This is a genomic window from Enterobacter sp. MF024 (genome assembly GCF_005843915.1).
In the GTDB taxonomy this organism is placed as follows: Bacteria; Pseudomonadota; Gammaproteobacteria; order Enterobacterales; family Enterobacteriaceae; genus Enterobacter; species Enterobacter barmai.
On sequence record NZ_VCBB01000006.1, the window covers coordinates 118905 to 137472 of the forward strand.

18 protein-coding genes and 1 tRNA gene are annotated in these 18568 nt (G+C 53.9%); 9 read left to right on the forward strand and 10 right to left on the reverse strand.

Features of this window, described 5'->3' with window-relative positions; genetic code table 11:
• Window position 1: 1 nt before the first annotated feature.
• Window positions 2-1114, forward strand: a complete 1113-nt coding sequence (locus tag FFB58_RS12660) for a glycosyltransferase family 4 protein (protein WP_138370063.1) — start codon at window positions 2-4, stop codon at window positions 1112-1114.
• A gap of 2 nt (window positions 1115-1116) precedes the next feature.
• The gene (locus tag FFB58_RS12665) at window positions 1117-1524 is read left to right on the forward strand and encodes a hypothetical protein (protein WP_039028400.1); all 408 of its coding nucleotides are present in this window, start codon (window positions 1117-1119) and stop codon (window positions 1522-1524) included.
• Between the two features lie 40 nt (window positions 1525-1564).
• On the opposite strand, the gene galE is transcribed toward FFB58_RS12665, so the two are convergent.
• A complete protein-coding gene (gene galE, locus FFB58_RS12670) occupies window positions 1565-2581 on the reverse strand; it encodes a UDP-glucose 4-epimerase GalE (protein WP_138370064.1) in 1017 nt (338 codons plus the stop codon).
• Between the two features lie 121 nt (window positions 2582-2702).
• Complete coding sequence (locus FFB58_RS12675) at window positions 2703-3629, reverse strand: hypothetical protein (RefSeq protein ID WP_138370065.1); 927 nt, start codon at window positions 3627-3629, stop codon at window positions 2703-2705.
• A 291-nt stretch (window positions 3630-3920) separates the two neighbouring features.
• Between FFB58_RS12675 and FFB58_RS12680 the strand changes: the two genes are divergently transcribed.
• Window positions 3921-5282: a DUF4832 domain-containing protein gene (locus FFB58_RS12680; RefSeq protein WP_138370160.1), complete on the forward strand. Its 1362-nt coding sequence runs from the start codon at window positions 3921-3923 to the stop codon at window positions 5280-5282.
• A gap of 282 nt (window positions 5283-5564) precedes the next feature.
• Here the strand turns inward: FFB58_RS12680 and FFB58_RS12690 are convergent.
• A tRNA-Phe gene (locus tag FFB58_RS12690) sits at window positions 5565-5640 on the reverse strand.
• Between the two features lie 171 nt (window positions 5641-5811).
• On the opposite strand from FFB58_RS12690, the gene FFB58_RS12695 reads away from it, so the two are divergent.
• Together FFB58_RS12695 and FFB58_RS12700 are read left to right on the forward strand one after the other, a co-directional pair.
• Window positions 5812-6654 (forward strand): AraC family transcriptional regulator, encoded by an 843-nt coding sequence (locus tag FFB58_RS12695; RefSeq protein WP_039028403.1) that lies wholly within the window; start codon window positions 5812-5814, stop codon window positions 6652-6654.
• 36 nt (window positions 6655-6690) lie between these two features.
• Window positions 6691-7281 carry a LysE family translocator gene (locus FFB58_RS12700; protein WP_138370066.1) on the forward strand — a complete coding sequence of 197 codons (591 nt, stop codon included), beginning with the start codon at window positions 6691-6693 and terminating at the stop codon, window positions 7279-7281.
• Here the strand turns inward: FFB58_RS12700 and FFB58_RS12705 are convergent.
• The 5 genes from FFB58_RS12705 to aspA form a co-directional block, all read right to left on the reverse strand.
• Window positions 7278-7853, reverse strand: coding sequence for a transcriptional regulator (locus tag FFB58_RS12705; protein ID WP_039028483.1), 576 nt, complete (start codon window positions 7851-7853; stop codon window positions 7278-7280). The genes FFB58_RS12700 and FFB58_RS12705 overlap by 4 nt on opposite strands.
• A gap of 46 nt (window positions 7854-7899) precedes the next feature.
• Window positions 7900-9597 (reverse strand): protein-disulfide reductase DsbD, encoded by a 1698-nt coding sequence (locus FFB58_RS12710; RefSeq protein WP_138370067.1) that lies wholly within the window; start codon window positions 9595-9597, stop codon window positions 7900-7902.
• On the reverse strand, window positions 9573-9896 hold the full coding sequence (cutA, locus tag FFB58_RS12715) for a divalent cation tolerance protein CutA (protein WP_039028406.1): 324 nt from the start codon (window positions 9894-9896) through the stop codon (window positions 9573-9575). Before cutA ends, FFB58_RS12710 begins: the two co-directional genes overlap by 25 nt.
• Window positions 9897-10010: 114 nt before the next feature.
• Window positions 10011-11312 (reverse strand): anaerobic C4-dicarboxylate transporter, encoded by a 1302-nt coding sequence (locus FFB58_RS12720; RefSeq protein WP_039028407.1) that lies wholly within the window; start codon window positions 11310-11312, stop codon window positions 10011-10013.
• Between the two features lie 114 nt (window positions 11313-11426).
• Entirely contained in the window at window positions 11427-12863 is a 1437-nt protein-coding gene (aspA, locus tag FFB58_RS12725) for an aspartate ammonia-lyase (RefSeq protein WP_039028408.1), read from the reverse strand.
• A gap of 335 nt (window positions 12864-13198) precedes the next feature.
• On the opposite strand from aspA, the gene FFB58_RS12730 reads away from it, so the two are divergent.
• Window positions 13199-13669: an FxsA family protein gene (locus FFB58_RS12730; protein ID WP_039028409.1), complete on the forward strand. Its 471-nt coding sequence runs from the start codon at window positions 13199-13201 to the stop codon at window positions 13667-13669.
• Window positions 13670-13748: 79 nt separating this feature from the next.
• On the opposite strand, the gene yjeH is transcribed toward FFB58_RS12730, so the two are convergent.
• Window positions 13749-14987 (reverse strand): L-methionine/branched-chain amino acid transporter, encoded by a 1239-nt coding sequence (gene yjeH / locus FFB58_RS12735; RefSeq protein WP_138370068.1) that lies wholly within the window; start codon window positions 14985-14987, stop codon window positions 13749-13751.
• 177 nt (window positions 14988-15164) lie between these two features.
• On the opposite strand from yjeH, the gene FFB58_RS12740 reads away from it, so the two are divergent.
• The 3 genes from FFB58_RS12740 to FFB58_RS12750 all read left to right on the forward strand — a co-directional run bounded on the left by FFB58_RS12740 (window position 15165) and on the right by FFB58_RS12750 (window position 17640).
• On the forward strand, window positions 15165-15458 hold the full coding sequence (locus FFB58_RS12740) for a co-chaperone GroES (RefSeq protein ID WP_032616151.1): 294 nt from the start codon (window positions 15165-15167) through the stop codon (window positions 15456-15458).
• Between the two features lie 44 nt (window positions 15459-15502).
• Entirely contained in the window at window positions 15503-17149 is a 1647-nt protein-coding gene (gene groL, locus FFB58_RS12745; protein ID WP_039028411.1) for a chaperonin GroEL, read from the forward strand.
• Window positions 17150-17286: 137 nt separating this feature from the next.
• Window positions 17287-17640: a DUF4156 domain-containing protein gene (locus FFB58_RS12750; protein ID WP_039028412.1), complete on the forward strand. Its 354-nt coding sequence runs from the start codon at window positions 17287-17289 to the stop codon at window positions 17638-17640.
• Between the two features lie 45 nt (window positions 17641-17685).
• Here FFB58_RS12750 and yjeJ read toward each other — a convergent pair whose 3' ends face one another.
• On the reverse strand, window positions 17686-18549 hold the full coding sequence (yjeJ, locus tag FFB58_RS12755) for a YjeJ family protein (protein WP_138370069.1): 864 nt from the start codon (window positions 18547-18549) through the stop codon (window positions 17686-17688).
• Window positions 18550-18568: the final 19 nt, after the last annotated feature.

The window sequence follows — 18568 nt, forward strand, 5'->3', positions numbered from 1 at the left end:
CATGGCAAAAAAAATCACGGTGTTGGGTACCCGGGGGATCCCCGATGTATTGGGCGGCGTCGAAACCCACTGTCAGCATCTCTATCCGGCTATTCGCCAGCAGTATGACGTGGAGATTTGCGTCATTGCCCGGTCTCCCTATGTACCTTACCGGCGCTCGAGCTACAAAAACGTCGAGACGCTGGCGCTGTGGGCACCTAAAAAACGCAGTTTTGAGGCCATCGTGCACTCTGTTATCGCTGCGTTGAGGACATTCTTCGATCGATCCGATATTGTTCATGTTCACGCCATCGGACCCGGCCTCGTGGTGCCGCTGTTACGCCTGCTGGGCAAACGCGTGGTCTTTACCCATCACGGGCCGGACTACGATCGCCAGAAGTGGGGCAAGACGGCGAAAAAAATCCTGATGCTCGGTGAGAAAGTGGCGGTGAAGTACGCCAGTGAAGTGATTGTGATTTCTGAGGTGATCAACCAGCTGATCCAGCAGAAATACTACCGCTATGATGCGCATCTGATTTATAACGGCGTGAAGGTGCCAGAACCGCTGGATAACGAGACGATTGACAGGATCCTCGGGCGGTATGATCTGCAGCCCGGGGGCTATATCGTGATGGTCGGGCGATTCGTTGAAGAGAAGGGGATGCATGACGCCATCGCCGCGTATCAACAGTCGGGCCTGACGTTGCCGCTGGTGCTGGTGGGGGATTCGGATCACCCCTCGGAATACAGTTTGCGTCTGAAGCAGCTCGCGTTTGAGACGCCGGGCGTGGTGATGACGGGATTTTTAAAAGGTGAGGAGTTGCAGGTTGTCTTCTCTCAGGCTTCACTCTTTGTGATGCCGTCGTACCATGAGGGGCTGCCCATTGCGCTACTGGAGGCGATGTCCTACTCGCTCCCGGTGGTGGTAAGCGATATTCTGCCCAATCTCGAGGTCGGCTTGCCGGATGAGACCAGCTTTAAGCTCGGGAACATCGCGGATTTAGCCCGGAAAATGGCAAGCCAGGCGAACCTGCCGCGCGTGGATTACGGTGATTTTCTGAAGCGTTACAACTGGGACGAAATCGCCAGAAAAACCGTCTCTGTCTACCACAAAATAGATAAAACAATAGGTTAAAATTGACCAGTAAGCCCAGAAACCCGATAGTTATCGATCGTTTTTACGAAGTGCTTGATAAGAACGTTGCCGCTCAGCTGACCCCAGAGCAAAAAGAGGAGATCGAGGACGCCATCGTTTCGATTACCCTGGCATCGCGGCATCGGATCGATTTCCGTAAAAGTTTTCCTTTCTTCGGCAAACGCCTCTATATGGTGTTCTTACTGGGACGGGACCTCCGCGCGCGTTCCCGCCCGGAGTCAAAACTGTCACGCATCGTGGTGACCTTCCTCATTCTGTTCGCCACGCTGTTCCTGCTGTGCTGCGTGCTGCTGACGCTGTACATGATCAAATCGGCACTGGGAATAGACGTCTTCCAGAACTTCCACGTCGGGATCTGGGACTGGTGGCTCAGTCTGAAATATCAGTAAAAAACAGGTGCCTGATGGCACCTGTTTGCTCAGCTGAACGTCAGGCGTTGTAACCCCCGGGATTGTTCTTCTGCCAGTTCCAGGCGTCGCGCATCATCTCGTCCAGGTTGCGCGTGGCCTGCCATCCCAGCTGCTGGCGCGCCAGCGACGAATCAGACCAGCACTCTGCCACGTCGCCGGAGCGCCTGCCGACGATGCGGTAATTGATTCTGGTCTGGGCGGCTTTTTCGAATGCCTTGATCAGGTCAATTACCGAATACCCGACGCCGGTGCCGAGGTTGATGACCTTAAACGCCTCGCCTTCGTCTTTATGATCCAGCGCGGCCAGATGGCCGTGGGCCAGATCCATCACATGAATGTAATCCCGAACGCCGGTTCCGTCAGGCGTCGGATAGTCGTCGCCGAAGACGGTCAGGCACTCCAGCTTGCCGATCGCAACCTGGGAAATATAGGGCACAAGATTATTGGGAATACCGTTCGGATCTTCTCCCAGGCGCCCGGAAGGGTGCGCACCCACCGGATTAAAATAGCGCAGACAGGTGATCCTGAATTGCGGTTGCGCGGCCGCGAAATCCCGCAAAATCTGCTCTACCATCAGCTTGGAGGTGCCGTACGGGTTCGTGGTACCGCCGGTGCGGGACTTCTCGCTCAGGGGAACGGCGTCAGGATTGCCATAAACCGTGGCCGACGAGCTGAAAATTAAACTGGTCACGCCTGCCCGCTGCATTTCATCCAGAAGGACCATCGTCCCGACCACATTGTTTTCATAATAGGCGAGCGGCTGGGCAATAGACTCGGAAACAGATTTAAGGCCCGCGAAGTGGATGACGTCGGTAATGGTATGTTGAGTGAAAAGCGTTTTTAACGCGTCGCGATCGAGAATATCAGCGATATGAACCACCGGCTGTTTTCCCGTTAATTCTGCAACCCGGATTAACGACTCCTGCGAAGCATTAGAAAGATTATCTATGACAACGACCTCTTCTCCTCGCTCCAGTAATGTCAGCACCGTATGTGAACCAATATAACCTGCACCGCCCGTAACCAGAATTGCCATAATAAATCCCCTAAAAAGCCCGCATCCGTCCGCGCACCGGGGTGGCGGAATATAGACGCTCTTTTGCAGTTTTTTATCCTGTGACACTGGTTAGGTTAGTGCTAATTCCCCATATTGTCACTTAGCTAAAAAGACGCTTTCGGTGATTAACCATAACTTTATACGTCAGCTTTTTAAGCGTGGAGAGCAGGCTGAAGGTCAGGTGTTTTGTATCGTAGACAATATAGTTATCGGTAAAGTTTAAGGTGTGAATACCGTCACTGTTATTAATCGACGAACTTATTTTGCCTACCAGCTTCTCTTCATATTTATGCGGCGTCAGGCTGGTCAATTCCTTGATGAAGATAGACTTTCCATAAAAGCCAGGATTGCACTCCTGGGTAAAAAGGTAGGTCTTGTCGTTGATCGAGTACGGCTTGCCGGCACCTCTGGCATGAACATTACAGATATCCAGGGCCGGGGAGATTTGCTTCCAGTCGCCGAGAATGCCCTCTGAGGTGTGGATCACCAGCTCGTTATCCAGCGTGGTGGAGACCAGGTAGTTCACGCCGTTCAGCTCAAAGACCACGTTATCCGTCACGGCTATATCGGAGACCAGCACTTTGACCTTTTCCCAGCGCGCGGGGAAATCGACGGACTGGAACAGAATGACCTCTTTTCTCTCTGACGACTCGGGGATCATGAACAGTTTACCCTCGAGTTCAAACAGGAACGGAAAAGAGAGATGGCATTTTAAGTCGTCAAAGCCTTCAAGCTTAACGTCGTCCATCTCCTGAAGGTCTTTATTCAGGATACGGCAACGCAGAATGCCTTTAGAGTTGAGGAAGGAGAAAGCTTCATAAAAAACATACAGTCGATCGCCTTTATCTATAATAAAAGGGTCGGCCTGGAAGATATATTTTTTATCAAGCTGCTGTGCTTTAGCGTTACAAAGAATATCCAGCGTGTTTTCCGGGAAAACATGCTGGCCGTGGCTGTTTATGACCATGATGTCCCAGGACTCATGGAAGAACAGCTTTTTGATTAGCTTGTTATTTTTATTGAACATTTCACCATGCTACTCATGATAAAAATTGATAAAACCAGAAATAAGCGGTGTCTGTTGGCCCAGAGGTATGATAGATGAATCCTGACACTCACTTTTCCCGCGCAGTAACATATCAACATTAGTTCCTTTCTTGTTTATGGAAATAGTCAATTCGTGTGAGTCCGGGAATATATTCTGTGAAATAAAATGTTATTTATAAGAAGTAAGTCACTGTAAAAAGGGGATTCAATGCGCTTAAACGATCTGCCATGCAGTAAAAATGGGTTGTTACTGCTTATCGCCGGAGCGCTGATGTTCTCTTCGGGTTGGGCCTGCGCTGAAAGTGCAGAAACCTTGCAGACGGTGAATCCGCCCGCCATTAGCGGCCCGCTGGCTAATCCCGGGAACGGCGTGGCCCGTTTTCACGATCAGGACTTAAACCTTGCGGATTATCCGGCGACGGGCCTCGAATATCGGCGCTATTACTGGAGCGAGGTTGAACCGCGAGAAGGGCAGTACAATTTTGCGCTGGTGGATGAGGGGTTTGCGGCGGCGGCTGCCCATCAACCGCCCATGAACGTCGGGCTGCGCTTTATGATCCTCGATGGGCCGGAGTCAGGCTCTGAGATCCCCCAGTGGCTGATCGACAAAGGGATTAAAGGCACCTGGACGCCGGATCATAAAACCTTTGCCCCCGATCTGGACGATCCTACCTATATTGCCTACGCCCGGCGGCTTCTGCAGGCGTTTGGCGCGCGGTACAACAATAACCCGGAGCTGGCTTTCATCGACATTGGGATGGTGGGCGCCTGGGGGGAGTGGCATAACAGCAACTTCCCTAACCTGCCGCCGTTGCAGGAGCGCTATTCCCCGGCGCTGCTCAACCGTTACGTTGATATGCATTTCAGTGCCTTTCCTGACACGCCTAAGATCATGCTGATCAACGGCTATGATTCCGTCGCCTATGCAGCGAAAAAAGGGGCGGGCTGGCGGGCGGACTGCTGGGGAGACTGGCGCAACTTCAGCCCTACCTGGAGCCATATGGCCAATGATTACCCGGAGCGTATTACGGCGGCGCAGGCGGCCTGGCCGGGATTCAACGACGCCTGGAAAAAAGCGCCCGTCAGCCTGGAGATTTGCGGCCATATGGCGGAATGGCTGACCGAGCAAAAGTACTCTCGCGAAGAGGTACAGGCGACCTTTGACTGGGCGCTGGCGCAGCATGCCAGCACCCTGAATATCAAATCCACTGAAATACCGAAGGTGTATCGCGATATCGTCGACAAGGCGCTGACTAAAATAGGTTACCGCTTCCGGGTGGTGTCGCTGACGCATCCGGCGAGTGCGCGTGCGGGGCAGGCCCTGTCGCTCACCAGCCAATGGTCAAACGATGGCGTGGCGCCGATTTATCTGCGTTATAACCTCGCCTGGCGCCTGCAGGACCAGCGCGGGAGCACGGTCGCCCAGGGCAGCGCCGGGGATGATATCCGCCAGTGGCTGCCGGGCAGGCACAGTTCGGCTTATCAGCTGGCAACGCCGCGTAACCTTGCGGCCGGACGCTATCAGCTGGACATGGCGCTGGTGGATAAAAACAACACAGCGCGGATCCAGCTCGCTAACGAGGGGAAACTGAGTGATGGCTGGTATCGGCTGTCGTCGGTCGTGATTAACTGAAGGATTTGGCTGAAAGCTGAAAAGCAAAAAACCAGCCCTAAGGCTGGTTTTTCTAAATAGTGGTGCCAGTCCGGCTCTGTAAAAGCAAAAACCCGCCTAAAAGGCGGGTTCTTTAAATAGTGGTGCCCGGACTCGGACTAACGCCGCAGGCGTTGAACAGCGCGCTTGCCGCGCTGGCCCCGAAGGGGTGAGCCGCTGGCGGCGAATAATCGAACGGAGTTCGATGAAGAGTCCGGCTCTCCAAAAGCAAAAACCCGCCTTTTGGGCGGGTTCTTTAAATAGTGGTGCCCGGACTCGGAATCGAACCAAGGACACGGGGATTTTCAATCCCCTGCTCTACCGACTGAGCTATCCGGGCAACGAGGCGCATTAAACCGTAATCGCGTACGGTCGTCAACCTTATTTCGGGAAACCCTGTTCAACTGCTTAAGATTGCGGCAATCTGTCGGTTTGCGCGGCGATTTTGCACAAATCTTCCAGACAGAAAGATACGCTCGGGCAATGCTGGCAGCGAAAAAGGGGAGCGACAGTGAACGACTGGCTTGAACTGCGACAGCATGCGGATACAGGAATTGAAACGATCAAGGCGCACTTTGAAGGGCATGCCTACGATCCGCACTGGCACGACAGCTATCTGGTGGGCATCACCCTGAGCGGTACCCAGCAGTTCCATTGCCGTCGTGAGCGCCATCGTAGCCATCCGGGTGATGCGTTTCTGCTTGAGCCGGGTGAGATCCACGACGGCGACGCTCCTGTCGCAGGCGGCTTCACCTATCTGACCTTCTACCTCGACGAGCGCTGGCTGACCGATACCCTGCATGGCCTGTATGAATCCACCCCCGGCAGTTATTCCCTGCATTTCACGCAAACCCTGACCCGCGAGCCGCAGCTTGTGCGCATCATTGGCGACACCTTTGCCACGCTGCACAACGACGAGATGAAAATCGTGCAGCAAAGCACGATGGATAATCTGCTGGCCCAGCTCACGTCACACTGCTACTGGCGCAAAAAACTCCCCTCGCAACTGCAGAGCGCGGCGGTAGCGCACCGGGCGCGGGACTATCTCTATGCGCACCTGGGCGACAATATTGGTCTTTCCGATCTGGCACGGGAGACCGGCACCGATCGCTTTACGCTTACCCGCTGCTTCAAGCGCGAGTTTCATCTGGCGCCCCATGCCTGGCTCATTCAGCTGCGGCTGGCAAAAGCACGGCAGCTTCTGGCGCGTGGGGATCAGCCTGTCGATGTGGCGGCGGCGCTGGGGTTTGCCGATCAAAGCCATTTAGGGCGCTGGTTCCAGCGTGCCTATCGCATTACGCCCGCCCACTACCGGCGGTTATGCACAAACCTTCCAGACGTTTCCAGAAAATAGCGGCAATGTCAGGGCTCTTATCAAAAGGAGCCACCTGTGAATCTGATCCCGTTTCTGCTGTTTGCTTTTGTCGCCTCGATAACGCCGGGCCCTACCAATATCTTGATTCTGACCAACAGTCAGCACCACGGTGTGAAGGCAACCCTGCCTGCGCTGGTGAGCGCCTGCGCGGCAGCCAGTGCCATTGTGCTGATTTCGGGGGCCGGAGCGGGTGAGCTGCTGCATCAGTATCCGCTGGTGCGTCAGGGGATGAGCTGGGCCGGGGTGTTGTGGTTGAGCTGGATGAGCTGGCAGTTGTTTTGCGCACCCGCAGCTAACTTATCCGGTAATACGCATACCCGGTTTACCGCGCGTGCGGCGGCACTCTTGCAGGTGATCAATCCTAAAACCTGGATGATGGCGCTGGCGGTAGTCAGCCTGTTTGCTCCTGCAGGGGGGCATGTATTACGGGACGTCGCGCTGATGGCGCTCTGGTTTTTACTGATTTCAGTGGCCTGCCTGCTGTGCTGGGCATGGCTGGGAAAAGCAGTGAACAGGCTGTTTCGCACCACTGCGGCAATGGTGCGTTTCCAGCGCCTGATGGCGCTGTGCCTCTTTATTTCTGCCTGGGCGGGAATGCTGGCTTAAGTCAGCGCCCCCCCTTTACGACATTGTGCGAAGTGCAGAATGTCCTCCGCCAGTCGCTGGGCGGTGTCGACATCTGCCTGGCTGCGGTTCACCAGCATCCGGCTGAGGCAGCCCTCCAGGATTAGATCCATCTGCTTTGCCACCATCGCCGGGTCGTCTACTTCAAGCGTGGTCAGCAGCTCATGGGTAAAGTCATGTGAGGCGCGTTTTTGCTGGTCGGCAAGCTGGTGAATAGGGTGGCCCGGATCCGGGAAAAAGGTACAGGCGGCAATAAACAGACAGCCTGGGTAGCGGTGATTGCGCACGCAGTCGGTGAGCGCGGAATAGCGCGCCATTAACTTTTGTTCCGCCGAGAGGTCAGGGTTAAGCATCAGTTGCCTGCGCCAGATGTCTACCTGCTGGCTGAGGTAGCGCAGGGCATCGTACAGCAGAGCCTCTTTATCGGGCCAGAAACGGCGGAGTTCATCCAGAGGATAATTAATTCGTTCGGCGACCATTTCCAGCGAGGTGCTGGCTATCCCTTGAATTTCAAGCAATTGCAGGGTTGCGCCCAGAACATCTTCACGTTGCACGGTTTTCTCCTCCGTTACTTTCGTACTTTCCCGCTTAAAGTGTCGTTTACGGTTGGCGATCGCGCAAATGCGCGCTGAATGCGGCGGCATCCATAAAGCCCGTTACCCGTTGAGCGGACTGCTCCTTACCCTGAGCATTAAAAAAGAGGATGGTAGGCAGGCCGAGCACCTTAAGCTCATTCAGCAGGACCTTATCCTCCGGGCCGTTCGCCGTGACGTTAGCCTGCAGGAGGACGGTATCTTTCAGCGCGTTTTGCACCTGTGGGTCGCTAAAGGTGTATTTTTCAAACTCTTTGCAGGCGACGCACCAGTCGGCGTAGAGGTCGAGCATCACCGGTTTGCCCTGCGCCTGCGCTAGCGCGTGATGTAATTCGTCGACGTTCCTGACCGGCGTGAAATTCAGGTGCGCCTGGCTTTGCGCGGCCGGCGCGCCAAACACCCAGTCCTGTAGCGGGCGCACGCTAACCAGCGCGGCAGCCAGCAGCAGGATCTGCACAACGCGGACCCACGGCTTGCGGGCACTGAGGCTGCTGATAAATGCCCAACTAAAGAATGCCACCCCCAGCATGGCCCACAGGCGCATCCCCCAGACATCGCCGATCACGCGTTCCAGCAGGAACACCGGCAGCGCCAGGATTACAAAGCCAAACGCGGTTTTGACTGTTTCCATCCACGGGCCGCTTTTGGGCAGCAGGCGGTTGCCGAATACCGTCACCAGAATCAACGGCAGACCCATTCCCAGGGCGTAAAGATAGAGCGTGCCGCCGCCGAGCCACATATTACCGCTCTGGGCGATATAGAGCAGGATCGCGCTGAGCGGGGCGGTGGTGCAGGGCGAACAGATCAGCCCGGCGATAGCGCCCATCGCAAATACCCCGCCTATGGAACCACCCTGCTGACGGTTACTCATCAGGGTTAAGCGGGTTTGCAGGGAAGAGGGCAGCTGCAGGCTGAAGAGGCCAAACATGGAGAGCGCCAGCAGGATAAACACCACTGACAGCCCGATAAGCACCCACGGATGCTGCAGCGCGGCCTGGAACTGGAGCCCGGCTGCCGCCACGATCAGGCCAAGCGCGGTATAGGTAAGCGCCATCCCCTGTACGTAGATAAACGCCAGCAGCAGCGCGCGGGCGGTAGAGAGACGTTGCTTGCCCCCGAGCACGATGCCGGAGATAAGCGGATACATCGGCAATACGCAGGGCGTAAAGGCGATGCCGATGCCGATCAGAAGGGCCCAGAAGGCGGAGAAGGGCAGTTCACTGCCGCTTTCGCCCGTCACCCCTGAGGGGAGAGGGGAAACTGCTGGTTGGTCAGTTGCGGTAACTTCGCTCAGCGGCACGACTTTGGTTTCGGGCGGATAGCATAAGCCCGCGTCGGCACAGCCCTGATAGGTGACCGTCAGGGTGGCACCTTTATCAGCCTGAGTGACCGTTACCGGGACAGACAGCTGGCCGCGGTAGATTTCGCTTTTACCGTAAAATTCGTCTTCGTGCGCCACGCCGGCGGGCAACTGGAGCTCACCGACCTGCGCCTGAGCGGGCGTAATGCTGATCTGTTTGCGATAGAGGTAGTAACCCTCCTTCACAGTCCAGTTGAGATTCAGTTCATGTTGGTTTTGCTGAAAATCGAACACGAAAGCCTGATCGGCTGGCGTGAAGTTTGAGCGGCCGGGTGCATCAAACAACCCGGCAAAGACTGATGTGCTGCACAGCAGCAGGATCAGCGTAAGGACGCGTTGAGCCATGAGAGATAGTCGTTATCACCGTGGAGCACTGGCAGCACCAGCAGTTCCGGGGTCTGGTAAGGATGATGCGATTTGAGGCAGTCGAGGAGTGCTTGCTGATGGGCCACGCTGGATTTAAGCAGCATCTGCACTTCATACTCCTGTTCCAGCTTGCCTTCCCAGTAGTAAAGGGAGGTGGCGCCGGGGAGGATGGTCACGCAGGCCGCGAGCTTTTCTGCCAGGACTTTGGCAGCCAGATCCTGAGCGGTAGCTTCATCAGGGGCGGTACAGAGTACAACAACAGTGTCAGGCATATTCACAGGTCGACCTCGTTATCGCGAAAAAAAATCACTATATCACGACGGGCCGCTGCTCATTAATGAATCGGGCCGCTAAGCGGCCCGACTTTAACTCTTTTTACAGCCAAAAAAGGTTTACAGCACAATCCCGCCGATGATGAAGCCGAGGATCACGCACAGGGTAATAGCAATCACGCCCGGGATCAGGAAGGCGTGGTTAAACACGTATTTACCAATGCGGGTCGAGCCGGTGTCATCCATTTCGACGGCTGCAAGCAGGGTCGGGTAGGTTGGCAGCACAAACAGCGCGGAAACGGCAGCAAACGAGGCGATTGCAGTCAGCGGAGAAACGCCCAGCATCAGTGCCGCAGGCATCAGCGCCTTGGTGGTGGCCGCCTGAGAGTAGAGCAGGGTAGCCGCAAAGAACAGCACCACCGCCAGCAACCACGGGTAGTTATGCAGCAGGTCGCCCGCAACGGTCTGGATATCGGTGATGTGGGCTTTGACGAAGGTATCGCCCAGCCAGGCCACGCCCAGTACGCACACGCAGGCGCTCATACCGGATTTGAAGGTGCTGGCATTAAGCACTTCGCTGGTGTCGATTTTACAGGTGATGCTAATCAGCGTAGCGATGGTCAGCATGAACACCACGATGGCTTCGTTACGCGGCAGAACCGGGTTCTGGATCAGCCCAACGGTATCGCTGATGGCGGTGGCGTAGAACATCACCGCGACGATGCCGATCAGGAACAGCAGCACGGAGCGTTTAGCGTGTGGCTTCAGGATAAATGCCTGGCTGCCGCGCAGCTTCACTTCACCTTTTGCCAGACGCTCCTGATACACCGGATCGTCTTTCAGCTCGGCACCGAGGAAGTTACAGACCACCGCGGTGATCATCACCGCAATCAGGGTCACCGGAATACAGATCGCCAGCAGCGTCAGGTAGCTCACGCCCAGCGGCTCAAGGATACCGGCAAAGAACACCACTGCCGCCGAAATTGGCGAGGCGGTAATCGCAATTTGCGAAGCGACAACGGCAATGGAGAGCGGACGGGACGGACGGATGCCCTGCTCTTTCGCCACTTCGGTGATCACCGGCAGGGTGGAGAACGCGGTATGGCCGGTACCGGCCAGAATGGTCATAAACCAGGTGACCAGCGGAGCAAGGAAGGTGATGTATTTCGGGTGACGGCGCAGCATACGCTCCGCCAGGCTCACCAGGTAGTCCATACCGCCTGCAACCTGCATGGCTGCGATAGCGGCGATAACCGCCATGATGATTTCAATAACGTCAAACGGGATAGCGCCTGGTTTAATTTGAAAAAAGAGAGTGAGGACAAGCACGCCGAGACCACCGGCGAAACCGATACCGATCCCTCCAAGCCTTGCGCCTAAGTATATCGCCAACAAGACGATGACGAGTTCTGCTCCGAACATAAGTGCCTACCTTGCTTATTAACAAGTTGATATTAAATTGTTGTGTTTTGGTAACGCCTAAAAAGAAAAAAGGCACGTCATCTGACGTGCCTTCATGAAGTTTAACCTGAACTGTTATTGTTCACTTTCATCCGTATATCTTTTTGCTTTATAGGCCGGGTGCATTAAGTTTTGCGCCGAGAAGATATCATCCAGCTCGGCTTCTGTCAGCAGTCCGCGCTCAAGTACGACCTCGCGTACGCTCTTACCGGTTTCAGCACAGATTTTACCAACGATGTCGCCGTTGTGGTGACCGATGAACGGGTTAAGGTAAGTCACGATACCGATAGAGTTATATACATAACTTTCACAAACCGCTTTGTTGGCCGTGATGCCGTTAACGCATTTTTCCAGCAGGTTGTAGCAGGCGTTAGTCAGGATGTGGATGGATTCGAACATCGCCTGGCCAATCACTGGCTCCATTACGTTCAGCTGCAGCTGGCCCGCTTCGGACGCCATGGTAACGGTAATGTCGTTGCCGATGACTTTAAAGCACACCTGGTTTACCACTTCCGGCACGACCGGGTTCACTTTGGCTGGCATGATGGACGAGCCCGCCTGCAGTTCCGGCAGGTTGATTTCGTTCAGACCGGCACGTGGCCCGGAAGAGAGCAGACGCAGGTCATTACAGATTTTGGACAGTTTCACCGCCAGGCGTTTCAGCGCGCTGTGCACCATTACGTAGGCACCGCAGTCGGAGGTGGCTTCAATCAGGTCTTCCGCCGGCACAACGGCCAGGTTGGAGACTTCCGCCAGCTTCTGCACCGCCAGCTGCTGATAGCCATCCGGGGTATTCAGGCGCGTACCAATCGCCGTTGCCCCAAGGTTCACCTCAAGCAGCAGTTCAGAGGTGCGCATCAGGTTGCGGGTCTCTTCATTCAGCAGCACGTTAAACGCGTGGAACTCCTGACCGAGGGTCATCGGTACCGCGTCCTGCAGCTGGGTACGCCCCATTTTCAGGATGTCCTGGAATTCGACAGCCTTGTTCTGGAAACCTTCGCCCAGCTGGTTAATCGCATCAACCAGCTTCACTACAGAGGCGTACACGGCGATACGGAAACCGGTCGGGTAGGCGTCGTTGGTGGACTGGCATTTATTGACGTGATCGTTCGGGTTCAGGTACTGGTACTCACCTTTCTGGTGGCCCATCAGCTCAAGGCCGATGTTTGCCAGTACCTCGTTGGTATTCATGTTCACTGATGTACCCGCGCCGCCCTGATAGACGTCGACCGGGAATTGGTCCATGCACTTGCCGTTGTTCAGCACTTCATCGCAGGCGGCGATGATGGTATTGGCGATGTTTTTAGGAATGGTTTGCAGCTCTTTGTTCGCCATGGCTGCCGCTTTCTTCACCATCACCATGCCACGGACAAACTCAGGGATGTCGCTGATTTTGCTGTTGCTGATGTAGAAGTTTTCAATCGCTCTCAGAGTGTGAACACCATAGTAGGCATCCGCTGGAACTTCCCTGGTACCCAACAAATCTTCTTCGATACGAATGTTGTTTAACATGTGAACCTTCTTTTCAAGCTGCCGATTGATGTACTAAACACACAGTACATATGTGGTTATGTCTATTTTCTGACCGACGATTATCCCCTGAATCGACCAGATACCCGGAATGATATGCTGATGATAGCGAAATGCCGTAACCTGGATCACTTATTATGGAGCCCGCGACATGATATTTATTAATCTGTGAAATGAATCACCGCTTTAATATTTCCAGAAAAAATATCCGTGCAAACCGATTGAATTTTGACTAAACGCCTCCATTTCTGACAGACGCGAATCGCAAATTGATACCGACAGGGGCCATAAAGGCGTCTGCCACACAGGAGAAGCCAGTGCGCTGGATACCGTTAGCTGCAATCTTTCTCTATGTTTACATAGAGATTTCTATTTTTATTCAGGTCGCCCACGTGTTGGGCGTCCTGCTGACGCTGATACTGGTGATTTTCACTTCGGTGATTGGCATGTCGCTGGTGCGCAATCAGGGTTTCAAAAACTTCCTGTTAATGCAGCAGAAGATGGCCGCAGGGGAGAGTCCGGCTGCGGAGATGATCAAAAGCGTATCGCTGATTATCGGCGGTATTTTGCTGATTATTCCCGGATTTTTCACCGACTTCCTCGGCCTGCTGCTGCTTGTCCCGCCAGTGCAAAAGCTCCTGACGCTGAAGCTGATGCCGCATTTGCGTTTTAACCGTATGCCGGGTGGTGGTTTCAGCGCCGGTACGGGCGGTGGCGAGACGTTTGACGGGGAGTATCAGCGCAAGGATGATCAGCGCGACCGTCTGGACCATAAAGACGACCGTTGATTATGTGCCCGGCGGCGCTGCGCTTGCACGGGCCTGGGGAATCTGTAGGCCCGGTAAGCGAAGCGCCACCGGGCGTAACTTACACCGCACTCCGCTTCGGCAAAAACAGCCATAATCCCGCCAGCATCACAATGGCGTAGAGACTCTTCCATCCCACCATTGCCAGCAGCAGCAAACAGAGTACTCCGCCAATCACCGCCAGCGCTTTATAGCGGCCTTTCAGCAGACGACATCCCGCCAGCATGCACAGCAGGTAGATCATAATGAAAATGCCGTTGGCATAGACGATAAGCGCGTCGAGGTTGATGTCCAGCCAGTAGATAGCCAGCGTACTTAGCACACAGCAGCCCAGCACCGTATTCAGGGCGTTGAGCGGCAGCTGACGTTTCGACAGTCGTGCGAGACGGCTTTCCGGCTTGTATAGGGCCTGGGACCAGACCAGTCGGGCAAAGCTCTGGATGTAAATATTCAGGCTGGCAAAGCAGGCCAGATAGCCAATGACGCAGGCAATCCACAGCGCCTTCAGGCCAAACAGCTGTACCACGATGGCAGGAAGAGAAGCCGCTGCCGCCATCTCGGCACCGTAGGCGGTAAAGTGGAGTACCAGCACCGTACAGGCCCAGTAGACCGTGCCTGCCAGCAGCAGACCGATCATCAGGGCGCGCGGAAAATCCCGTTCCGGCTGTTTAAATTCGGAAGCCAGATGGGCAAAAGCCTCGAGGCCGACAAAACACCAGAACATCACAGAAAGCGCCGCGAAAAGCTGCGAGTGGTTGATATCTGTGACCGCAGGGAAGGGGATCTTTGAAACTTCAATATCTCCCGCCCACCAGATGGCGGCAATCAGCGCCACAATCAGAATGGCGACCAGGGTTTGCAGGTTGGCGCTGGAGCTGGCTCCACGTGAGCCAACCCACCAGACGATGGCCAGGGTGCCCAGCTCGGCCAGTAACAGCTGCGCGTCGTGCCAGCCAAAGAGGGCCTGACCGAAGCCCGTCGCGATATGCAGAGCGGCAGGCAAACCCACGGGAATGACGGAAAGGAACAGCCAGCCGGTGACGCGCTCCAGACGCGGGCCAAACGCCATCCCGACAAAGTGCGCTACACCACCCGCGCTCGGGAAGTGACGCCCGAGAATGGCAAAGACAATTGCCACCGGGAAGACCAGCACGATGAGCACCGGCCACGCCCACAGGCTGTTATCACCCGCCACCAGGGCTGCCAGCGCAGGCACGGCAAAAACCCCCGTACCTAATAAAGACGTTGAAAGTAAGCCAACACCCTGCGCGAGTCCCAGCTCCTGTTTGAGTCCACTCATTCCATTGTCCTGCCGCCAACAAAAGAGAGGCGATGGTAACACTTTCACAAATTTTTTTTCGACTACCCCTTGAAGGGGTAAAACCCCATCCCCATCTCTCAGGGCACTAGCCGGAAAACCGCTTACGGCCCGGCGTCACCCATAACTGATAATGACTTTCTCAAAGGAGAGCTATCAATGAGTATTCGTCCGTTACATGATCGTGTGATCGTCAAACGTAAAGAAGTTGAAACCAAATCTGCGGGCGGCATCGTTCTGACCGGTTCTGCAGCAGCAAAATCAACTCGTGGCGAAATCATCGCTGTCGGTAAAGGTCGCATTCTGGAAAACGGTAATGTGCAGCCGCTGGACGTTAAAGTTGGTGACATCGTCATTTTCAACGATGGCTACGGTGTTAAGTCCGAGAAGATCGACAACGAAGAAGTGCTGATCATGTCCGAAAGCGACATTCTGGCAATTGTTGAAGCGTAATCCGCGAACGACACTGAACATACGAATTTAAGGGAAAGATTAAAATGGCAGCTAAAGACGTAAAATTCGGTAACGACGCTCGTGTGAAAATGCTGCGCGGCGTAAACGTACTGGCAGACGCAGTTAAAGTAACCCTGGGCCCGAAAGGCCGTAACGTGGTTCTGGACAAATCCTTCGGCGCACCGACCATCACTAAAGATGGCGTTTCCGTAGCGCGTGAAATCGAACTGGAAGACAAGTTCGAAAACATGGGTGCCCAGATGGTGAAAGAAGTTGCCTCTAAAGCGAACGACGCTGCAGGCGACGGCACCACTACTGCAACCGTACTGGCGCAGGCAATCATCACCGAAGGTCTGAAAGCCGTTGCTGCGGGCATGAACCCGATGGATCTGAAACGTGGTATCGACAAAGCTGTCCTTGCTGCTGTTGAAGAGCTGAAAGCGCTGTCCGTACCGTGCTCTGACTCTAAAGCCATTGCTCAGGTTGGTACTATCTCCGCTAACTCCGACGAAACCGTAGGTAAACTGATCGCAGAAGCGATGGATAAAGTCGGTAAAGAAGGCGTGATCACCGTTGAAGACGGTACCGGTCTGGAAGACGAACTGGACGTGGTTGAAGGTATGCAGTTCGACCGCGGCTACCTGTCCCCATACTTCATCAACAAGCCAGAAACTGGCGCTGTTGAGCTGGAAAGCCCGTTCATCCTGCTGGCTGACAAAAAAATCTCCAACATCCGCGAAATGCTCCCAGTTCTGGAAGCCGTTGCGAAAGCAGGCAAGCCGCTGGTTATTATCGCTGAAGACGTTGAAGGCGAAGCGCTGGCGACCCTGGTGGTTAACACCATGCGTGGCATCGTGAAAGTGGCTGCGGTTAAAGCACCTGGCTTCGGCGATCGTCGTAAAGCTATGCTGCAGGATATCGCGACCCTGACTGGCGGTACCGTGATCTCTGAAGAGATCGGTATGGAGCTGGAAAAAGCGACCCTGGAAGACCTGGGTCAGGCGAAACGTGTTGTTATCAACAAAGACACCACCACCATCATCGATGGCGTGGGTGAAGAAGATGCAATCCAGGGCCGTGTGACTCAGATCCGTAAGCAGATCGAAGAAGCGACCTCTGACTATGACCGTGAAAAACTGCAGGAACGTGTTGCTAAACTGGCAGGCGGCGTTGCAGTTATCAAAGTCGGTGCAGCTACCGAAGTTGAAATGAAAGAGAAGAAAGCACGCGTTGACGATGCCCTGCACGCGACCCGTGCTGCGGTAGAAGAAGGCGTGGTTGCTGGTGGTGGCGTTGCTCTGGTTCGCGTTGCAGCGAAACTGGCTGGCCTGACCGCTCAGAACGAAGACCAGAACGTGGGTATCAAAGTTGCGCTGCGCGCAATGGAAGCTCCACTGCGTCAGATCGTTTCCAACGCCGGTGAAGAGCCGTCTGTTGTGGCAAACATGGTGAAAGCGGGCGAAGGTAACTACGGTTACAACGCTGCTACCGAAGAGTACGGCAACATGATCGACTTCGGTATCCTGGACCCAACTAAAGTGACCCGTTCTGCTCTGCAGTACGCGGCATCTGTTGCTGGCCTGATGATCACCACCGAGTGCATGGTCACTGACCTGCCGAAAGGCGATGCGCCTGACTTAGGTGCTGCTGGTGGTATGGGCGGCATGGGTGGTATGGGCGGCATGATGTAATCATGTTGTTCTGCACCTTGCAGAAATGAATAAACCCCCGGTCAGAAATGATCGGGGGTTTTTCTTTTGGTCATCTTTTTAGTATAAGGTTTAGACGCGGGCAGCACGTGCCCAGCTTATTGAAAACGAGGAATAACATGCGCGTTAAAGTGGGTGCAGGGATAGTAGCAGCAGCGTTGCTGCTGGCGGGTTGTAGTTCCGGTAACGAACTGTCTGCTGGTGGGCAGAGCGTTCGCTTTGTGGAAGATAAGCCGGGCAGTGAATGTCAGCTGGTCGGTACCGCAACCGGTAAACAAAGTAACTGGCTCTCAGGGCAGCATGGCGAAGAGGGCGGTTCGATGCGCGGCGCGGCAAACGCGCTGCGTAATCAGGCGGCAGAGATGGGCGGAAACGTGATTTATGGCGTGAGCAGTCCGACACAAGGGATGTTGTCGAGCTTTGTCCCGACCGCCAGCGAGATGCAGGGTCAGGTTTATAAGTGCCCGAACTAAGGTGATACTCCTCTCTCCGTTTGAGTAGAGAGAGGAGTATGGCTATCATGAATTAAGCGTAGCTTGTGTTTCAAGGTAGAAAGCGTGAAGAGGCCGCAGGCACTCTTCCAGGGTCAGCATTTTTCCGGAATGTGAAGAAATAATTCTGCTAAATATCTGGCAGGGTTCAGCGTCGTTATGCATTGATTTTAGTTTAGGGCTTTTGTCGATTAAACTCATTACAATACTATTTTCAGTTTCAGATAAATGCGGGGCACTAGTTTTGATCACTGCACCAGAAATTATCTTTTTACCGGCTGTTGTTTCACAACAGAATAATACTCCAAGGTAATGGGTAAATAAGTTAAGTTTCCAACTATCTTGCGTATACTGTTGATAATCAATATTTGGGACTTTTGTTAAATCCACTGCATATAACATCAGAAATTCAAGATTTGAACTTAGGTATTTAATTATATTATTATCTTCAGAATTTTCTAATGCCTGCCGAATACCTACCAACAATGCTTCCACCTGCATATCATCAATACGTAATGATACGACTTCTTCATTTTGTAAAACCAAAATAATGGTGCACCATGTTTCAGCAGGTTTCAGAGTAATAGACATAATACGCTGAGCAGGATTTGGTTGCTCAATTTCAGACATATCAATCAATGGGGTATGTGTTACAAAATCTTCATTATAGGTAATCAGTTCAGATTTATAATCATCACCTTTATGTTCAAGGCGCTGAATAATAATCTGAAGGCGGCTTTGCAAAATTAATAGAAGATCCGAAAGAATATTTGCCTGTAAATAATATGTCTGGCAAAATTGGTTATTAAGCTTTATTTTTAACATTAACGCTAGAAAATTTCCAGCATGCGTAATACTTGCAGTATTGAATCCGATAAATTTTTCTTGCATGGGCTTTTCCTTTTTCCCG

What these genes read in the sequence shown, in the direction of transcription:
- FFB58_RS12740 (WP_032616151.1), top strand. Translation starts at nt 15,165, where the DNA reads ATGAGTATTCGTCCGTTACATGATCGTGTGATCGTCAAACGTAAAGAA.
- groL (WP_039028411.1), top strand. Translation starts at nt 15,503, where the DNA reads ATGGCAGCTAAAGACGTAAAATTCGGTAACGACGCTCGTGTGAAAATG.
- yjeH (WP_138370068.1), bottom strand. Translation starts at nt 14,987, where the DNA reads ATGAGTGGACTCAAACAGGAGCTGGGACTCGCGCAGGGTGTTGGCTTA.
- FFB58_RS12750 (WP_039028412.1), top strand. Translation starts at nt 17,287, where the DNA reads ATGCGCGTTAAAGTGGGTGCAGGGATAGTAGCAGCAGCGTTGCTGCTG.
- FFB58_RS12675 (WP_138370065.1), bottom strand. Translation starts at nt 3,629, where the DNA reads ATGTTCAATAAAAATAACAAGCTAATCAAAAAGCTGTTCTTCCATGAG.
- FFB58_RS12720 (WP_039028407.1), bottom strand. Translation starts at nt 11,312, where the DNA reads ATGTTCGGAGCAGAACTCGTCATCGTCTTGTTGGCGATATACTTAGGC.
- FFB58_RS12660 (WP_138370063.1), top strand. Translation starts at nt 2, where the DNA reads ATGGCAAAAAAAATCACGGTGTTGGGTACCCGGGGGATCCCCGATGTA.
- FFB58_RS12680 (WP_138370160.1), top strand. Translation starts at nt 3,921, where the DNA reads ATGTTCTCTTCGGGTTGGGCCTGCGCTGAAAGTGCAGAAACCTTGCAG.
- FFB58_RS12710 (WP_138370067.1), bottom strand. Translation starts at nt 9,597, where the DNA reads ATGGCTCAACGCGTCCTTACGCTGATCCTGCTGCTGTGCAGCACATCA.
- yjeJ (WP_138370069.1), bottom strand. Translation starts at nt 18,549, where the DNA reads ATGCAAGAAAAATTTATCGGATTCAATACTGCAAGTATTACGCATGCT.
- aspA (WP_039028408.1), bottom strand. Translation starts at nt 12,863, where the DNA reads ATGTTAAACAACATTCGTATCGAAGAAGATTTGTTGGGTACCAGGGAA.
- galE (WP_138370064.1), bottom strand. Translation starts at nt 2,581, where the DNA reads ATGGCAATTCTGGTTACGGGCGGTGCAGGTTATATTGGTTCACATACG.